At 56.1% G+C, this 17709-nt stretch carries 17 protein-coding genes; 7 read left to right on the top strand and 10 right to left on the bottom strand.

Translation table 11 applies throughout. From position 1 onward, the window contains the following. Positions 1-92: 92 nt before the first annotated feature. On the bottom strand, positions 93-1364 hold the full coding sequence (locus ACQUTI_RS12365) for a maltoporin (RefSeq protein WP_064183745.1): 1272 nt from the start codon (positions 1362-1364) through the stop codon (positions 93-95). Positions 1365-1634: 270 nt separating this feature from the next. Here ACQUTI_RS12365 and ACQUTI_RS12360 point away from each other — a divergent pair, with 270 nt between their 5' ends. The 3 genes from ACQUTI_RS12360 to ykgO all read left to right on the top strand — a co-directional run bounded on the left by ACQUTI_RS12360 (position 1635) and on the right by ykgO (position 3225). Further along, positions 1635-2705, top strand: coding sequence for a LacI family DNA-binding transcriptional regulator (locus tag ACQUTI_RS12360; protein ID WP_004204755.1), 1071 nt, complete (start codon positions 1635-1637; stop codon positions 2703-2705). 116 nt (positions 2706-2821) lie between these two features. Next, on the top strand, positions 2822-3085 hold the full coding sequence (locus ACQUTI_RS12355; RefSeq protein WP_004204754.1) for a type B 50S ribosomal protein L31: 264 nt from the start codon (positions 2822-2824) through the stop codon (positions 3083-3085). Next, on the top strand, positions 3085-3225 hold the full coding sequence (gene ykgO / locus ACQUTI_RS12350) for a type B 50S ribosomal protein L36 (protein WP_002892018.1): 141 nt from the start codon (positions 3085-3087) through the stop codon (positions 3223-3225). The genes ACQUTI_RS12355 and ykgO overlap by 1 nt, the downstream gene beginning before the upstream one ends. Here ykgO and ACQUTI_RS12345 read toward each other — a convergent pair. Continuing rightward, positions 3222-3920: a GNAT family N-acetyltransferase gene (locus tag ACQUTI_RS12345; RefSeq protein ID WP_004204753.1), complete on the bottom strand. Its 699-nt coding sequence runs from the start codon at positions 3918-3920 to the stop codon at positions 3222-3224. The two genes, ykgO and ACQUTI_RS12345, sit on opposite strands and share 4 nt — an antisense overlap. Before the next feature lie 100 nt (positions 3921-4020). On the opposite strand from ACQUTI_RS12345, the gene ACQUTI_RS12340 reads away from it, so the two are divergent. Then, the gene (locus ACQUTI_RS12340) at positions 4021-5478 is read left to right on the top strand and encodes a PLP-dependent aminotransferase family protein (protein ID WP_004204752.1); all 1458 of its coding nucleotides are present in this window, start codon (positions 4021-4023) and stop codon (positions 5476-5478) included. Here ACQUTI_RS12340 and ACQUTI_RS12335 read toward each other — a convergent pair. After that, positions 5447-5917, bottom strand: a complete 471-nt coding sequence (locus ACQUTI_RS12335; protein WP_004204751.1) for a YlaC family protein — start codon at positions 5915-5917, stop codon at positions 5447-5449. The genes ACQUTI_RS12340 and ACQUTI_RS12335 overlap by 32 nt on opposite strands. Before the next feature lie 42 nt (positions 5918-5959). Between ACQUTI_RS12335 and ACQUTI_RS12330 the strand changes: the two genes are divergently transcribed. Further along, positions 5960-6082: a hypothetical protein gene (locus ACQUTI_RS12330; protein WP_032426076.1), complete on the top strand. Its 123-nt coding sequence runs from the start codon at positions 5960-5962 to the stop codon at positions 6080-6082. On the opposite strand, the gene maa is transcribed toward ACQUTI_RS12330, so the two are convergent. From maa to acrA, 5 genes are all read right to left on the bottom strand, one after another. Then, positions 6054-6620: a maltose O-acetyltransferase gene (gene maa, locus ACQUTI_RS12325; protein ID WP_004204750.1), complete on the bottom strand. Its 567-nt coding sequence runs from the start codon at positions 6618-6620 to the stop codon at positions 6054-6056. The genes ACQUTI_RS12330 and maa overlap by 29 nt on opposite strands. Positions 6621-6778: 158 nt before the next feature. Next, on the bottom strand, positions 6779-6997 hold the full coding sequence (locus ACQUTI_RS12320; protein ID WP_002892050.1) for an HHA domain-containing protein: 219 nt from the start codon (positions 6995-6997) through the stop codon (positions 6779-6781). Positions 6998-7023: 26 nt separating this feature from the next. Beyond that, positions 7024-7398: an Hha toxicity modulator TomB gene (gene tomB / locus ACQUTI_RS12315; protein WP_428923275.1), complete on the bottom strand. Its 375-nt coding sequence runs from the start codon at positions 7396-7398 to the stop codon at positions 7024-7026. 484 nt (positions 7399-7882) lie between these two features. Continuing rightward, positions 7883-11029 (bottom strand): multidrug efflux RND transporter permease subunit AcrB, encoded by a 3147-nt coding sequence (gene acrB / locus ACQUTI_RS12310; protein ID WP_017898892.1) that lies wholly within the window; start codon positions 11027-11029, stop codon positions 7883-7885. A gap of 22 nt (positions 11030-11051) precedes the next feature. Next, on the bottom strand, positions 11052-12245 hold the full coding sequence (gene acrA, locus ACQUTI_RS12305; protein WP_004204747.1) for a multidrug efflux RND transporter periplasmic adaptor subunit AcrA: 1194 nt from the start codon (positions 12243-12245) through the stop codon (positions 11052-11054). Positions 12246-12387: 142 nt separating this feature from the next. On the opposite strand from acrA, the gene acrR reads away from it, so the two are divergent. Both acrR and mscK read left to right on the top strand, forming a co-directional pair. After that, on the top strand, positions 12388-13038 hold the full coding sequence (gene acrR / locus ACQUTI_RS12300) for a multidrug efflux transporter transcriptional repressor AcrR (protein WP_004204746.1): 651 nt from the start codon (positions 12388-12390) through the stop codon (positions 13036-13038). Positions 13039-13166: 128 nt separating this feature from the next. Further along, positions 13167-16514, top strand: coding sequence for a mechanosensitive channel MscK (gene mscK, locus ACQUTI_RS12295; RefSeq protein ID WP_087771462.1), 3348 nt, complete (start codon positions 13167-13169; stop codon positions 16512-16514). Positions 16515-16549: 35 nt separating this feature from the next. Here the strand turns inward: mscK and ACQUTI_RS12290 are convergent, their stop codons facing one another. Together ACQUTI_RS12290 and rsmS are read right to left on the bottom strand one after the other, a co-directional pair. Continuing rightward, on the bottom strand, positions 16550-17461 hold the full coding sequence (locus ACQUTI_RS12290) for an Rpn family recombination-promoting nuclease/putative transposase (RefSeq protein WP_122543505.1): 912 nt from the start codon (positions 17459-17461) through the stop codon (positions 16550-16552). Between the two features lie 67 nt (positions 17462-17528). Further along, on the bottom strand, positions 17529-17702 hold the full coding sequence (gene rsmS, locus ACQUTI_RS12285) for a pleiotropic regulatory protein RsmS (RefSeq protein ID WP_004204742.1): 174 nt from the start codon (positions 17700-17702) through the stop codon (positions 17529-17531). Positions 17703-17709 lie beyond the last annotated feature (7 nt).

The following is a 17709-nucleotide window of genomic DNA, read 5'->3' as shown; positions in this document are numbered from 1 at the left end:
AAAGACAGCAGTGGCATTAATGATTACCGGAGGGAAATTAATGACCTTACAGTTGGAGATATCAATAACGTATTTGTCTTACCAGCGCGATATTACCACCAGGCTTCAACCTGTACGCCGAAATTCCAGGTATTATTCGCCGTCTGGTCTTCAAACGGTTTACCATCTTCGGAATCATTCAGATACGACGCGAAAATACGTAATTCCGGGCGTGACATAAAGTCCGGCCCGTCCGCCAGGCCCAGCGCAATGGTATATTTCTCACCGGCCTGTTTGTAGCTGGTGCCATTGTTATAGCTGTCTTTCTGATAGAAACCGCCGACTTCGCCAATCAGGCGCACGTAGTCGGTGAACTGATACTGCCCGCGGGCGACCAGCGACAGCATCCGCGTTTTATCGGTATAGTCGGTAATGTCATCCGCCGAGCCCCAGGTCAGAACGTGGTTGATGGAGAACTTCTCGGTAATGGGGATCAGACCGGTGTTAATCACGCGATAGCCGGTGGCGTCGTTCACGTAGTTCCACATATCGTACCAGCCGCCGCCCTGGGAGACCATATTCTGCGCCAGACCTTTGTTGGCATACTGCAGCACGGTTTTGTTATAGCCGCCCAGCATATCCTGACTGATTTCACCGGTCAGCATCACGCCATTTTCGGCATCGTACAGTCCGCCGTAGCTGTCCTGTTTTTTGGTGGTGTTCGGCATGGCGTAGTCGATGCCGAATTCGGTCCACGACCCGGACCACGGCTTCCATCCCGCGTAGCGTAAATCGATATAGTTGATATTGACGTTGCTGTCGCCATCGACGCGATAGTCAACGTCGTTGGCATCGCCGCGGATCCACGCCAGCGAGACGGCGCCCGGGCCAAGGGTGTAGTTTTCCACCCCGGCCCCGGAGCCGGAAATGTTCCAGTATTTAGTATCGATGATGTGCAGGTCGTGACGCTGGTAGTAACGTTTGCCGCCCCAGATCACCGCATTCGGATCGCCCGGGATCAGCCCTTTGATCTGCAGGTTCAGCTGACGTAAGCCGAACTGCGCGTCATCGTTCAGCGTGGTTTCATTATCGTTAGAGCCATCGGAGACCATGCTGACCATGCTGTCGAGATAGAAACTGACATCATCTTTTTTGTAGACCTCGGAGCCTAACTCCAGCTCGCCATAGGTATCCGATTCGTTCCCCAACCGGCCCAGCTTGTTCTTTTGCCATTCCGCTTCGCTACCGTCGCCGGAGACCCCAACCCCGGCACGCAAATAGCCATGAAAATCAACGGTCGGGATCGCAGCGGTAGCCGCAAAGGCGGAAGGGGTGATTAGCGCAGCGGCTAATGCTGTGGAAAGGACGCGCAGTGTCGTATTCATCTCTATCCTCTTATTGTTTTGTATTACGTTCACATAACTGATGTCATAAAATGCCTAAATGTAACTTCAGGCAAATGAGATATGATTATTGTGTGACTAAGTGCAAATAATAACGCTGGTTTTTGTTGTGATGAGTGAAGTGTTTCACAATTAACCTGGTTGTGAACGTAATACTTTTTGTGGTGTAATTTTGCGATGAGAGGTAGCGGTGAGCGTTTTTTCAAATGGCCCCTGTTACAATCATGGGATAACAACATAAGGAACCGGACCATGAAGTCTAAAAGCGCTACTCTGGAAGACGTCGCTCGTCATGCGGGCGTCTCTTACCAGACCGTGTCCAGGGTACTCAACAAATCTGCCAATGTATCCGAAGCGACGCGCCGCAAGGTGGAGAAATCGATAGAGGCTCTGCGCTATGTGCCAAACCGGCTGGCGCAGCAGCTGGTGGGGAAGGAGAGCCAGACGGTCGGACTGGTGACGATTTCGCTGGCCTGGCATGCCCCCTCCCAGGTGGCGGCGGCGGTAAAACGCTATGCTAATCTGGAAGGTTACCAGGTCCTGATTTCAATGATTGATGAGAGCGTCAACCAAAGCATCCAGGATTCCATCAATGAGCTGAAGTCTCAGCGGGTGGATAAGGTCATTATCAACGTGCCGCTGGAGACCGAACAGGCGCAGAAAATCGCCGCTGACAATGATGATATCGTCTGCCTGTTTCTCGACGTTGATCCCTACAGCTCCGTGTTTAACGTTTCGTTTAACCCGGCGGACGGCACCCGGGCCAGCGTCAAATATCTCTATGAGATGGGGCATCGGGAGATTGCGTTGCTGGCAGGCCCGGACAGCTCCGTATCGGCGAAACTGCGGCTGAAAAGCTGGCTCGAGACCCTGGATGGCTACGGTCTGAAGCCGGTGACCGTCCTGCGCGGCAACTGGGATGCGCAGAGCGGTTACGCCGGCGCGCTGCAGATGCTGCGGGAAACGCCTAATTTCAGCGCCGTGCTGGTGGGCAATGACCAGATGGCGCTGGGGGTGCTCAGCGCCTTCCATCAGCATCAGGTGGCGGTGCCGGGAGAGAAGTCGGTGATTGGCTATGACGATACCTACGAAAGCTCCTTTTTCTATCCGGCATTGAGTACGGTCTCGCTGGACCTCGACCTGCAGGGGAAAGAGGCGGTGCGGCGGATCCTCGCCAGTACCAGCGGCGCGGCGCATACCTCATCCATCCTGCCGGCGCGCCTGGTGATTCGCCATTCCAGCGGCGCCAGAGTCGAGCAGGGGAAAGATCTTCAGGCCATCGCGGAGCAACTTCGCGCTATCGCCCACCGTCTGGCGCCCTGAAGCCAAAGGCGAGGAAACTCGCCTCTTTGTTATTACCCCTGATATGACCATGGTTGATCTTTGTCGTGGAACGGCGTATCTTAATTGTTATGTTATAACATAATGATGAGGTCATCATGAAAGCCCATATCCATCCTCCCTATCGCACGGTGGTGTTTCACGACACCAGCGCCAATGAATATTTTAAAGTTGGCTCAACCATCCGCACCGAACGCGTGATTGAGCTCGACGGTGAGACGTATCCGTATGTGACGATCGACGTCTCCTCGAAATCGCATCCGTACTACACCGGCAAACAAAAAACGTTCGCCAGCGAGGGTAGCGCGGCCCGTTTCCGCCAGCGCTTTGGCGGCTTCATTGATGCAAAAAGGAAGGCATGATGCAGGTCGTTAACTCATTACGCAGCGCCAAACAGCGCCACCCGGATTGCCAGCTGGTCAAACGCAAAGGGCGGCTGTACGTGATCTGCAAGAGCAACCCCCGCTTCAAAGCAGTGCAGGGGCGCAAAAAACGTCGTTAACGGAAGCTTTCCAGGGGACGGCGCTGCTGGCCGTCGGCGGTAAAATTGTCGGCGGCCAGCCATTGGCGCATGGCGCTATCCAGCTGCGGCCATTCGCCATCAATCACTGAAAACCAGTCCGTGTCCCGGTTGTGTCCTTTGCTCACCAGCGCCTGACGAAAACGTCCTTCGTACTGAAATCCCAGTCGCCTTGCCGCACGGCCTGACGGCGTATTGAGGCTATTGCATTTCCATTCATAGCGACGGTAGCCGAGCGTCTCGAACACATACTGCATCAACAGCCAGTGCGCTTCGGTGGCCATAGCCGTTCGGCTTAGCAGCGGAGAGAAATGGACATGCCCCACCTCGACCACGCCATGGGTGGCATCGATGCGCATTAACGCCAGCGAGCCGACCGCCGTTCCACGCTGCTGGTCAACGACGGCGAAATGGATCGGATCGGCCAGCGTCGCAACCTGCGCCACCCAGGCGCTAAATTCAGCCAGGCTGGTTTCCGGTTCGCGCAGCAGCCACGTCCAGCTGCGGGCGTCGGGCGCCAGCTGATGGGCAGCAAACAGATCGCTGGCGTGGGCGAGGGTGAGTGGTTCGAGCCGACAGCGGCTGCCCTGAAGTACCTGCCGGGTCGGCCAGGGGCGGGGTTGCCAGTCGGGCAGCGCGGCGCCGAGCGCCTGTCCAAACTGATTGTATTCACACATTGCGGTTTCCTTATTGGGGATGTACAGGCAGCGTACGCGCTGGCTGGTTCCATAAAAAGTGCCATTACAGTATGTTTTTATGGATCCACGAGGAGGTGACATGAATATACCGGACGATGCGTTTTATGGGTTGGTGACGCAGGGGATGCGGCAGCGAACGGACGAAACCCTGCAGCGTGCCCTTTACCACACTTTGCGCCATGCCATCCTGCAGGGAACCCTGGCGGCCAGCTGCCGTTTGCCAGGATCGCGCGTGATTGCCGGTCGACTGCATCTGTCGCGTAATACGGTGAATGCCGCACTGGAGCAGCTGACGCTGGAGGGATACCTGACGCGAAGCCGTCAGGGGACGCAGGTGGTGCCGCTCGCCGCCAGCCGTCGGCAGGAGGTAATCGCGCCACCCGTTGTGCTGTCTGAGCGGCTGCAGGGGCTGCCAGCCGCTATGCGCCGTGACTCGCCGGCGCTGCCGTTTACGCCTGGCATGCCGGCGGTGAACTATTTCCCGCTGCCGCTGTGGCGGCGGTTAATCGATAAGGCATTGCGCGACGAAGGCAGCACGCTGCTGGGCTACGGTGAGGCCGCGGGCGATCCCCAACTGCGGGAGGCTATCGCCCGCCATCTGGCGCTCTCCCGGGGCATCCGGTGCGATATCCGGCAGATCGTCATCACCGAGGGGGCGCTGGAAGGGGTCAACTTATGCGCCTCGCTGTTGACCAACCCGGGCGACAGCGTGTGGCTGGAAGAGCCGGGGTACCTGGGTGCCAGGAGTGGTTTCCAGCGAGCGGGGCTGCGGGTCTGTGGGATGGCCGTCGATGGTGAAGGGATGTGTATCGACAACGGCGTGGCAGAGCCACCCCGGCTGATTTTCACCTCTCCCTCTCATCAGTATCCCCTTGGGAGCGTCATGAGCGCCGCGCGACGTCTGGCGCTGGTGGAGTATGCCCATCGGCACGGCGCGTGGATTGTGGAGGATGACTACGACAGCGAGTTTCGCCACAGCGGAGAGCCGATCCCGGCGATGCTGGGGATGGTCCCGGATGCCCCGGTGGTCTATCTCGGCACCTTCAGCAAAACCCTGTTTCCGGCGCTGCGTATCGGTTTTATGGTCATGCCGTCCGCGCTGGCGGATGCCGCTCAGGAGGCCATTGGCGCGCTGCTGCGCGGCGGGCACCGCGCTGAACAGCGTGCGCTGGCCAGCTTTATCGAGAAGGGACACTATGCGCGTCATCTGGCAGCGATGCGTCGTCTGTACCGCAAACGTCAGCAACAGCTGCGCGAGGCGCTGGCGCAAGAGATTACCGTGCCGTGCGAAGTCCTCGGTGGGGAAGGGGGACTCCATCTGACGTTGGCCATAGAGGGGATCGACGATCGAACGATTGCGCAGCAGGCGCGTCAGTTTCAGCTGGCGCCCGCTGCGCTAAGTCATTTCTATCTCGACCCGCGGCGGGGGCGGAGCGGGCTGGTGCTGGGGTATGGCAATACTTCGGCTTCCCGCTATCCGCTGGCGCTGCGGACGCTGAATCGTCTTATTGCGCAGTACCGGCGCGGGTCAGCGTAAAGACATCGTAAAAGGAGAGCTCGCCTTTGGTGTCGACCATTTTTTTAAGCTGTGCCTTCTGCTCGCTATCGACGTCCGGCGACTGCAGGATACGGTCGATCAGCTGTCGGGGGACAAAGCGGGTGTTGTACCATTCGCCGTTGTAACACACGCGAAAGTCGAGGACATCGATATCTTCGTAACGATAGCGTGGATAGACGTCAAAGAAGAAAAAAGCGTTGAACAGGATGAACAGCACCACCAACAACCAGACCGAATCCACCAGCGTTTCAGAGCGCAGCATGACCACCAGCGTCGCCAGAAACGCAGCATACATGGCAACAAACAGGCCCGGATGGTTGCGGATAAAACTGATGCTAAAACGCGGGCGATTATCGCGTTTTTCCTGCACGTTAAGTTCGTCAATGGTGTGAGTCAGCAGGCGTTGTATTTCTGTCATCTTGGTCCCCGAATTCTGCAATAAGCCCGCCCCGTGCGCCCGATGGATCAGGTGCGGCAGGCTCAGCCTGAAGGTTATTTTATGTTGCAGTATTCTGCGGAGAAAGTAACAGATCAGTTACAGAAAAGCATAACAGTTACGCATTCGGCGGCGGAAGGCGCTTGATGATCTGCGCCGGGTTGCCGCCGACAACGGTACTGGCGGGAACGTCTTTAGTGACCACCGCTCCGGAGGCGATGACCGCATTATCGCCAATGGTCACCCCGGGATTGATCACCGCCCGACCACCAATCCACACATTGTGGCCAATGGTCACCGGTTTGCCATATTCCTGGCCGCTGTTTCGGGCCTCAGCATCCAGCGGATGGGTGGCGGTATAGATATGGACGCCCGGCGCCAGCATGCAGTTATCGCCAATATGGATAGGGCAGACGTCCAGCATCACACAGTCGAAATTGGCGTAAAAACCGGCGCCGAGAAAGATATTGTAGCCGTAGTCGCAGCGAAAGCTTGGCTCGATATACGCATCGCCAGCGCGACCGAACAGCTCGGCCAGAATATGCTGACGTTCTTCCTGGGCATTCGGGGCGGAATGATTATAACGGTGCAGCAGCTGTCTGGCGCGTAAGCGATCGGCGCGAAGCGTTGGGTCGCCAGATAAATAGAGCTCACCGGCGATCATTTTGCGTTTTTCTTCACTCATTGGTCTTCCTTATACCTGACGTTAGAGGGTCGCAACAGTATAAAAAAGAAACCGGTTACAAGTTTGCTGTTGGCTGAATGCTGTGATGACTATCACAAAGATGTCCTGCTGAGGCTGGCGATTACCATCCGGTCAGCAGACCGCGTCGGGCGCACTAATTAGCGGATAAATTTCCAGACGGACGTCGGGATTTTATCGTACAGCTTATTCATAGTCAGTTCAGCCAGACGATGATCGGCGGCTGAGTAAAATACCGCCAGCTCATTATCAGAAAGTTCATATTTGTTTTTTTCAATGACGCGCTCCAGCGTGTCAATTGTCTGGCAACGACGTAAGCGCATCAAATAGTCTGTTTTAGTTAATGGCTTATCAGACATAATTCCACCTTTTGATTGTAATAATCCTAACACGAAAGACTGGCCGGATTTTCCCGGCTGGCGTTGACAAAACAACGAAATAACCGATTACCGGATTTTTTCCACTTTTGCAAATCCGTAGCGTTAATGCCGTAGTTACTGAACAACGTAAATGTGTCGTCCAGATATTCGTCAACCTGAGCGATCAGCTTATTATCCTCAGCGTACTTAATTTTATAATTAAGGGCGAATGTGGCAATGTGCTCGATCAGTTCATTTAACTGGAGATTGACAGCCGATGTCGGGTCGTTGACCCAGCCATGGTTGCTCTCTTCCAGGTTTGCAAGGCAGTCATGATACAGCGTTTCGCAGAGAAAGCGTAGTTGTGCGATATCATGTCTTTTTGGCGAGTATTCGTCCATAACGCATCCCCTTTTGAGTGGTTTAAACGACGACTAACAAACACCGTTGTGGGATGAACACGACTAACTGACCTGACACTAACTGAGTAATCCTGCTGATTTAACTATAATCCACTCTCCAGGAGATTTCATCGTGCTATTACGAAAAATTACAATTATCAGAGAGAAATTATCTTAAAAATAGACGAATTAATTTCTGCGGCCCGGGCGCGCAGCCTGAAAAATAGAGATGTCTTATCAATCATTGGTTTAAGACAGGCAGTCGTCGCGTTCAGAAACCGCCGGCCGTGAATGATGATATTAGGATTATTCCTGGTAAATGAGCGTAAGAAGATCCTAAGGGCTAAACAGCGCGATAGATATAGTCTGCAACACATCAATAGATATTAAATGCAGCGCGAAAAATAAACAATGGCAATATGTGCCCTGTCGGTAATGAACAAAAAAAGGGCCGCGGTGGCGGCCCTTTGTTCAGTAGTGCAGATTAATGATGCTCAACCTGATGGCTGTGCTCAATATCTTCCGTTTTCTTACTAAAGCGGCGACGAACCACCACAAAGAACACCGGCACGAAGAAGATAGCCAGGATCGTCGCGGTCACCATCCCGCCCATTACGCCTGTACCGACGGCGTTCTGCGCACCGGAGCCAGCACCGGAGCTGATAACCAGCGGCATAACCCCAAGGATAAACGCCAGAGAGGTCATCAGGATCGGACGCAGACGCATACGCACCGCTTCAAGCGTCGCCTCAATCAGCCCTTTGCCCTCTTTCTCCATCAGGTCTTTGGCGAATTCAACGATCAGTATCGCGTTCTTCGCCGACAGGCCGATGGTGGTCAACAGGCCAACCTGGAAGTAAACGTCATTGGTTAAACCGCGGAGGGTGGCGGCTAACAGCGCGCCGACCACACCTAACGGTACGACCAGCATGACCGAGAACGGAATCGACCAGCTCTCATACAGCGCTGCCAGACACAGGAAGACGACAATCAGCGAGATGGCATACAGGGCAGGGGCCTGGTTACCGGACAGCCGCTCCTGATAAGACATCCCGGTCCAGTCGTAGCCGATACCCGACGGCAGTTTACCCGCCAGCTCTTCCATCAGGCTCATCGCCTCACCGGTACTCTTGCCTGGCGCTGCCTGGCCAAGAATTTCCATCGATGGCAGACCGTTGTAGCGTTCCAGACGCGGCGAACCGTATTCCCAACGCGAGGTGGAGAAGGCGGAGAATGGCACCATCTGGCCATCACTGCCGCGAACATACCACTTGCCGATGTCTTCCGGCAGCATACGGTATTTCGCTTCGGACATGATGTACACTTTCTTCACGCGGCCGCGGTCGATAAAGTCGTTGACATAGCTTCCGCCCCAGGCAGCGCCCAGCGTGGTGTTAATGTCGCTGATGGAGACGCCCAGCGCCTGGGCTTTTTCCTGATCGATATCGACTTTGAACTGCGGTGTATCTTCCAGACCGTTAGGACGCACGCCGGTCAGCACGTCAGGATGCTGCGCCACCATACCAAACAGCTGATTACGTGCCTGGGTCAGTTTTTCGTGTCCCAGGCCGCCCTGATCAATCAGCTGGAAGTCAAAGCCGGTCGCGGTACCCAGTTCAACGATAGCCGGCAGGTTAAAGGCGAAGACCATCGCGTCTTTAATCTGCGAGAAGTAGCCCATCGCCCGACCGGTGATCGCTTCAACTTTGTTTTCGTCGCCCGGACGTTGGCTCCAGTCTTTCAGCGAGACGAACGCGATACCGGTGTTCTGGCCGCGGCCGGCGAAGCCGAAGCCGTTAACCGCAAACACGGATTCCACGTTGTCCTTCTCTTTGGTGAGATAGTAATTCGTCATCTCATCCAGCACTTTCTGCGTGCGCTCCTGGGTGGCGCCGGCAGGCAGCTGGGCCATACTCAGGAATACCCCCTGGTCTTCGTCCGGCAGGAACGAGCTCGGCAGACGAACGAACAGCCACGCCATGCCCACCACGATGATCAGATACAACACCAGATAGCGACCGGTGCTGCGCAGAATGTTGCCTACGCTGTCGGTGTAATGGTGCGTGCTCTTATCGAACATGCGGTTAAACCAGCCGAAGAAACCGGTGGTCGCGCCGTGGCTGCCTTTCTGGATAGGCTTCAGCATCGTGGCGCACAGCGCCGGCGTCAGGATCAGCGCGACCAGTACCGATAGCGCCATTGCGGAAACGATGGTGATGGAGAACTGGCGATAAATGGCGCCGGTTGAACCGCCGAAGAATGCCATCGGGATAAATACCGCCGACAGCACCATGGCGATACCTACCAGCGCGCCCTGAATCTGCCCCATCGATTTACGCGTCGCTTCTTTCGGCGGCAGGCCTTCTTCGGCCATGACGCGCTCGACGTTCTCGACCACCACGATGGCGTCATCCACCAGCAGGCCGATGGCGAGCACCATCCCGAACATCGTCAGGGTGTTTATCGAGAAGCCAAACGCCGCCAGCACCGCGAAGGTCCCTAACAGGACCACCGGCACCGCGATGGTCGGGATCAGCGTAGCGCGGAAGTTCTGCAGGAACAGATACATCACCAGGAAGACCAGGATGATCGCTTCCACCAGCGTTTTAACCACTTCGTGAATAGAGATTTTCACGAACGGGGTGGTGTCATACGGGTAAACAATTTTCATCCCCGACGGGAAAAACGGCTCCATCTTCGCCAGTTCAGCGCGGATCGCGTTGGCGGTATCCAGCGCGTTCGCGCCGGTAGCCAGTTTAATACCCAGACCGGACGCTGGCTGGCCGTTATACTTCGCCACCACGTCATAGCTTTCGCCACCAAGCTCAATTTTGGCGACATCACGCAGACGAACCTGGGAACCATCCTGGTTCACCTTCAGCAGGATGTTGCCAAACTCTTCCGTATTGGTCAGACGCGTTTGTGCGACGATGGACGCGTTGAGCTGCTGGCCTTTCACCGGCGGCGTACCGCCTAACTGACCAGCGGCTACCTGGGCGTTCTGCGCTTTCAGAGCGCTGATCACGTCCACCGGCGTGAGCTGGAAGTTATTCAGTTTATTCGGATCCATCCAGATACGCATCGCGTACTGGGAACCGAAAAGCTGAACGTCGCCGACGCCGCTGGTACGGCTGATCGGGTCCTTCATGTTGGCCGCCACGTAGTCCGAAATATCGTCCTGGTTCATGGTGCCGTTGGTGTTAATAACGCCGACAACCATCAGGAAGCTGCTGGACGCTTTCTCAACGCTGATCCCTTGCTGCTGTACTTCTTGCGGCAGCAGAGGGGTGGCCAGGGCCAGCTTGTTCTGAACCTGAACCTGGGCGATGTCCGGATCGGTACCGGATTCGAAGGTCAGGGTGATGGTCGCCGTACCGGTGGAGTCGCCATTCGAGGACATGTACATCAGGTGATCGATACCGTTCATATTCTGTTCGATAACCTGAGTCACGGTGTTCTGCACGGTTTCGGCGTCAGCACCGGGGTACATGGCGGTAATGGAAATTGCTGGCGGCGCAATCGTCGGATATTGCGCCACCGGCAATTTGAGGATCGATAATCCCCCAGCCAGCATGATGATGATGGCGATCACCCATGCAAATATGGGGCGATCGATAAAGAAATTAGGCATGTCTTAACGGCTCCTGTTTAAGTTAAGACTTGGTTTGTTCTGATGGCGCGTTGCCTGCGGCTTGCTGTTTATCATCAGAAGCTACTTCCTGCGCTTTTACCTGCACGCCTGGTTTGATTTTTTGCAGGCCAGTGACGATAACGCGATCGCCGGATTTCAGACCGTCAGTGACCAGCCATTTATCGCCAATCGCTTGAGAAGCAGTGACCTGGCGGACTTCGACCTTATCGCCTTCACCCACTACCATGACGCTGGCATCGCCGCGCGGCGTACGGGTGACACCCTGTTGCGGCACCAGCAGGGCGTCAGGGTTAACCCCTTCTTCCAGACGGGCACGGACAAACATCCCCGGTAGCAGGGTGTGATCCGGGTTAGGGAAAATAGCGCGCAGCGTGATAGAGCCGGTGGTCTGATCGACGGTGACATCCGAGAATTCCAGCGTGCCGGCCTGCGGATACTTAAGACCGTCGTTAGTCACCAGCTCCACTTTCGCTTTCCCGTTTTCCTGTTTCAGGCGGCCATCGGCCAGCTCCTGTTTCAGGCGCAGGAAATCATTGCTCGACTGGGTGACGTCGACATAGATCGGATCCAGCTGCTGAACGGTTGCCAGGGCGGTTGTTTGACCATTTTGCACCAGCGCCCCTTCGGTTACCGCGGATTTACCAATGCGACCGCTAATCGGCGAGGTGACTTTGGTGTAGGCCAGATTGATGCGCGCGGTTTCAACGGCTGCTTTCGCCGCGACCACGGCCGCATTGCTCTGCTGCGCCGTCGCGACGGCGGTATCGTAGTCTTGTTGACTGATATATTTAGTGCCTAACAGTTTCTGATAACGCTTGACCGTCAGTTGATCCATGTTTGCCGCCGCCTGGGCTTTTGCCAGGTCGCCTTTGGCGCTGTCATAGCTGGCCTGATAGGTGGCTGGATCGATCTGATACAGGGAAACGCCGGCCTGGATATCGCTACCTTCCACGAAGTTACGTTTTAAAATAATGCCACTGACCTGAGGACGAACTTCCGCAATGCGATAGGCGCTGGTGCGGCCTGGCAGTTCGGTGGTTATTTGTAGAGGTGCGGATTTGAGCGTCACAATACCGACTTCCGGCATGTGCTGGGCTCCTTGTTGAGCCGGTTTATCGTCACATCCTGTTAGCGCTAAGCTGCCTGAGAGCATCAGAACGACCGCCAGAGGCGTTAACCCTCTGTTTTTGTTCATATGTAAACCTCGAGTGTCCAATTTCAAAATGTTCAGTGGCTCAAACAACCACAAACCCACTACAGTCTTTCTATTATGGTCGTGCTATGGTACATACATTCACAAATGTATGTAAACGTAACCTCTGTAAAGTCATTAACCTATGGCACGAAAAACCAAACAACAGGCACGTGAAACCCGGCAACTGATTCTGGATGTTGCTCTGCGTCTGTTTTCGCAGCAAGGCGTATCATCTACCTCGTTGGCAACAATTGCAAAAGCTGCGGGTGTAACGAGGGGGGCTATCTACTGGCATTTCAAGAATAAATCAGATTTATTCAACGAAATTTGGGAGCTGTCAGACGCCAGTATTAGCGATCTCGAAATTGAGTATCGGGCAAAATTCCCCAACGATCCACTCTCAGTTATCAGGGAGATATTAGTCTATGTTCTTGAAGCGACAGTGACAGAAGAGCGTCGTCGGTTGATGATGGAGATTATCTTCCATAAGTGTGAATTCGTCGGAGAAATGACCGTAGTGCAGCAGGCCCAGCGGCAGCTCTCCCTGGCGAGCTACGAGCGTATCGAGCAAACCTTAAAAGAGTGTATCGCGGCGAAGCTGTTGCCTGCCAATTTACTCACCCGGCGAGCGGCGATTTTAATGCGCAGCTACCTTTCAGGCCTGATGGAGAACTGGCTGTTTGCTCCCGACTCGTTCGACCTGCATGCGGAAGCGCGTGACTACGTCGCCATCCTGCTGGAGATGTATCAATTCTGCCCCACGCTTCGCGGCCCGGAGAGCCTGCCAGCTTAACGAAGCGTGCGGATGAGCGTGAATTTTTAGCGCGGTCCGCCGCTATTCGCCAGCGATGAGAAGTGCTATTCTGCGCGCTTGCGACGACCCCCGGTATTCTCCGGCATTTGCATTCATTCATATTAACTATGCTGCACACGATCTCCAGGCAACGCGCCACGTTCATCTTTACCATTATGCTGCTCTGTTTTATTGGCCTTTTCAGTCCAGTTCAGGGCCGCGCCGCAGACCTCCCTGACCGGGCGGAGGTACAGAGTCAGCTCAACACATTAAACAAGCAAAAGGAACTGACTCCGCAGGATAAACTGGTCCAGCAGGATTTGACCCAGACCCTGGAAACGCTGGATAAAATCGATCGCATCAAGAGCGAGACGACGCAGCTCCGCCAGCAGGTCGAGCAAGCCCCGTCGAAGCTGCGCCAGGCGGTGGATAACCTTAACAACCTGAGCGATGTCCCGAACGACGACGCGACGCGCAAGACGCTGAGCACGCTCTCCCTGCGTCAGCTGGAATCACGCGTCACCCAAACGCTGGACGATCTGCAGAATGCGCAAAACGATCTGGCAACCTACAACAGCCAGCTGGTTTCCCTGCAAACGCAGCCGGAACGGGTGCAAAATGCGATGTACAACGCCTCCCAGCAGCTGCAGCAGATCCGTAATCGTCTGAATGGCACCTCGGTGGGCGATGAGACTCTGCGTCCGACCCAGCAGGTGTTGCTGCAGGCCCAGCAGGCGTTGCTCAACGCGCAGATCGAGCAGCAGCGTAAGAGCCTCGAAGGCAACACTATCCTGCAGGATACCCTGCAGAAGCAGCGTGACTATGTGACCGCCTGGAGCAACCGGCTGGAGCATCAGCTGCAGCTGCTGCAGGAGGCGGTGAACAGCAAGCGGCTGACGCTGACTGAGAAAACCGCCCAGGAGGCGGTCACGCCGGATGAAACCACGCGTATTCAGGCCAACCCGCTGGTCAAGCAGGAGCTGGATGTTAACCACCAGTTGAGCGAGAAGCTGATCCAGGCGACGGAGAATGGCAACCAGCTGGTGCAGCGCAATATCCAGGTAAAGAACTGGCTCGACCGCGCCCTGCAGTCTGAGCGGGATATTAAAGAGCAAATTTCCGTGCTCAAGGGCAGCCTGCTGCTGTCGCGCATTCTTTATCAGCAGCAGCAGACGCTGCCGTCGGCGGATGAGCTGCAGGATATGACTAATCGCATAGCCGACCTGCGGCTTGAACAGTTTGAAGTTAACCAGCAGCGCGACGCCCTGTTCCAGAGCGATGCCTATGTCGCTAAGCTGGAAGAGGGGCACAGCGCTGAAGTAACCGATGAAGTGCACGCCGCGCTGCTGGAAGTGATCGACATGCGTCGCGAGCTGCTTGACCAGTTCAATAAACAGCTGGGGAACCAGCTGATGATGGCCATCAACCTGCAGATCAACCAGCAGCAGCTGATGAGCGTCTCCAGCAGCCTGAAAGAAATCCTGACCCAGCAAATTTTCTGGGTGAACAGCAATAAACCGATGGACTGGGAGTGGATTAAGGCCTTCCCGGAAGCGCTGAAAGGTCAGTTTAAGGCGATGAAAATCACCGTGAACTGGGAAAAAGCGTGGCCGGCGGTATTTATCGCTTTCCTCGCCGGATTACCGCTGCTGCTAATTGCCGGCCTGATCCGCTGGCGTTTGCAGTGGCTCAAGGATTATCAGGCGAAGCTGGCTTCTCAGGTAGGCCAACTACGCAATGATACCCAACTGCATACGCCGAAGGCGATCTTTATCGACCTGATCCGCGCCTTACCGGTGGTGCTGGTGATTCTGGCGATTGGCCTGATCTTACTCACCATGCAGTTAAATATCAGCGGACTGCTGTGGGCGTACAGTAAAAAACTGGCGATGTTCTGGCTGGTGTTTGGCCTGTGCTGGAAAGTGCTGGAAAAGAACGGCGTGGCGGTCAGCCACTTTAATATGCCGGCGCAGTTGACCAGCCACTGGCGGCGGCAGATTGTCCGCGTCAGCCTGGCGCTGCTGCCGCTGAATTTCTGGTCGGTGATTTCCGAGCTGTCGCCGCTGAACCTGATGGACGATGTGCTGGGGCAGCTGGTGATTTTCTTCAACTTACTGCTGATCGCGGTGCTGGTCTGGCCGATGTGCCGGGAAAGCTGGCGCGATAAAGAGTCGCACAGCCTGCGCCTGCTGACGATCACGGTGCTGTCTATCGTTCCGGTGGCCCTGATGGTGCTGACGGCGACCGGCTACTTCTACACCACGCTGCGCCTGGCGGGACGCTGGATCGAGACGGTTTATCTGGTAATGCTCTGGAACCTGCTGTACCAGACCGTGCTGCGTGGCCTGAGCGTGGCGGCGCGGCGTATCGCCTGGCGCCGGGCGCTGGCGCGCCGTCAGCATCTGGTGAAGGAGGGCGCGGAAGGCGCCGAGCCGCAGGAGGAGCCGACTATCGCCCTCGAGCAGGTTAACCAGCAGACGTTGCGCATCACCATGCTGGTGATGATCGCGCTGTTCGCGGTCATGTTCTGGGCGATTTGGTCGGATTTGATCACCGTTTTCGCCTATCTTGACAGCATCACCCTCTGGCATTACAACGGCACCGAGGCGGGGGCCAGCGTGGTGCGCAGCGTGACGATGGGCAGCCTGCTGTTTGCCATTGTGGCGTCGATGGTTGCCTGGGCGCTAATCCGCAACCTGCCGGGGCTGCTGGAGGTGCTGGTCCTGTCGCGGCTCAATATGCGCCAGGGGACTTCCTACGCCATCACCACCATTCTTAACTATGCGATTATCGCCATTGGGGCGATGACGGTATTCGGATCGCTGGGCGTCTCCTGGGACAAACTGCAATGGCTGGCGGCCGCGCTGTCGGTTGGTTTGGGTTTTGGTCTGCAGGAGATCTTCGGTAACTTCGTCTCCGGCCTGATTATTCTGTTCGAACGTCCGGTGCGCATCGGGGATACGGTGACTATCGGCACCTTCTCCGGTACGGTAAGCAAAATCCGTATTCGCGCCACCACCATTACCGACTTCGATCGCAAAGAGGTGATCATCCCGAACAAGGCGTTCGTTACCGAGCGCTTGATCAACTGGTCGCTCTCCGACACCGTGACCCGCGTGGTGATCCGCCTCGGCGTCGCCTATGGTTCCGACCTGGATAAGGTGAAGGAGGTGCTGCTGAAGGTGGCGCACGATCATCCGAAAGTGATGCAGGAGCCAGCGCCGGCGGTCTTCTTCACCACCTTCGGCCCCAGTACGCTGGATCATGAACTACGTCTGTATGTCCGTGAACTGCGCGATCGCAGCTACACGGTGGATGAGCTCAACCGCGCCATCGACCGTCTGTGCCGGGAGAATGACATCAACATTGCCTTTAACCAGCTGGAAGTCCATCTGCGAAATGAAAAGGGTGATGAAGTCACGGAAGTGAAGCGGGATGGAAAGGGCGACGATTTAGCTCCGTCCGTCGCGTCTTAACTGAAGAGGGGCGGCGCAACGCCGCCCCTGCTGCATCAGGGCGCCAGCGCGGCGAGCTCCTCGTCGCTAAGCCCGGTGAGTTCCCGCACGATTTGTCGTTCGAGGCCGCGCGCCAGCATTCTGGCGGCGATGCTGCGAGTGGCGGCTTCTCGACCTTCCTGCTCGCCCTCCTGCTGTCCCTGTTTACGGCCTTTCTCTTCCAGCCATTCGGCAATGGTCATCATCAGCTCCTTATGCCTGGGCGACTGCGCCGCCAGCGCGCGGATCAGCGCCCCCGGATGTTCCGTTGTACCCGCCTGCAACATATAGCGCAGCAGCGTATTCAACTGCGCTTCTGTCAGATAGCCTTGCGTCATCAGCGCGATCAGCGGCACCTGCAGCTCGGCCAGATCGCGATGGCGGATATGCTTTTGCAACAGCTCCAGCATGGCCATTCGCCGATGACGGACTATCTGATTATCTGGCATAACGGTGAGGTCCACCAGCGGAAAATCACCGCTATAGAGCGCCTTCGCCAGCGCCGGTTCGGCGAATAGCTGTTGCCAGTTGCGGGGCCAGGGCCAGGGGCTGACCTTGCCGTGATAAAACAGAATCGGCACCACCAGCGGCAGCGTGTCGTGGCCAGCGTCCAGATGACGCTGCATGGCGGCCAGCGCGTAGCGCAGCAGGCGAAACGCCATCAGCTTGTCCGGGGTACTCTGGTGCTCAATCAGCGCGTAAACATAGCCCGGTCCGTGGCGGGTGCGCAGTGAGTAAAGGATATCGGAATAGCTGGCGCGCAGGTCCTCTTCAACAAAGCTACCGGAGACCAGCTGCAGCGAATCCAGCTCGCAGATTGCCAGAAACGGCGCGGGCAGATACAGCTGCAGGAAATCCTTCGCCACCGCCTGATGCATCAGCATCTGGCGAAAAATCGCATCTTGCGGGGTTTGACTGACCTTTTCCATCAATATTGCCTCCATCGGCGTCATGCGCAGAGGACCACTCTGCCAGCACTCCGCCGTGGGCAACATCTTACTTCTGCGGCGTTTGCGAGGCGCTTTCCGCGTTTTTTAACTTGTTTGCATAATCCCGCCTGACAATTTCCAGCGCGTCCAGCACGGTTTGCGCCGGGATCTGATGTGATTCCAGCAACATGATTAAATCGACGGCCAGTTTGACCTCATCGGGGGCATTTTCCAGCGACATCGGACTC

This window comes from Klebsiella sp. 7-CIP_Kleb. (genome assembly GCF_050378655.1).
GTDB lineage: Bacteria > Pseudomonadota > Gammaproteobacteria > Enterobacterales > Enterobacteriaceae > Klebsiella > Klebsiella quasipneumoniae.
Note: the sequence above shows the minus strand (reverse complement) of the source record. Positions and strands in the feature narration are given on the sequence as shown.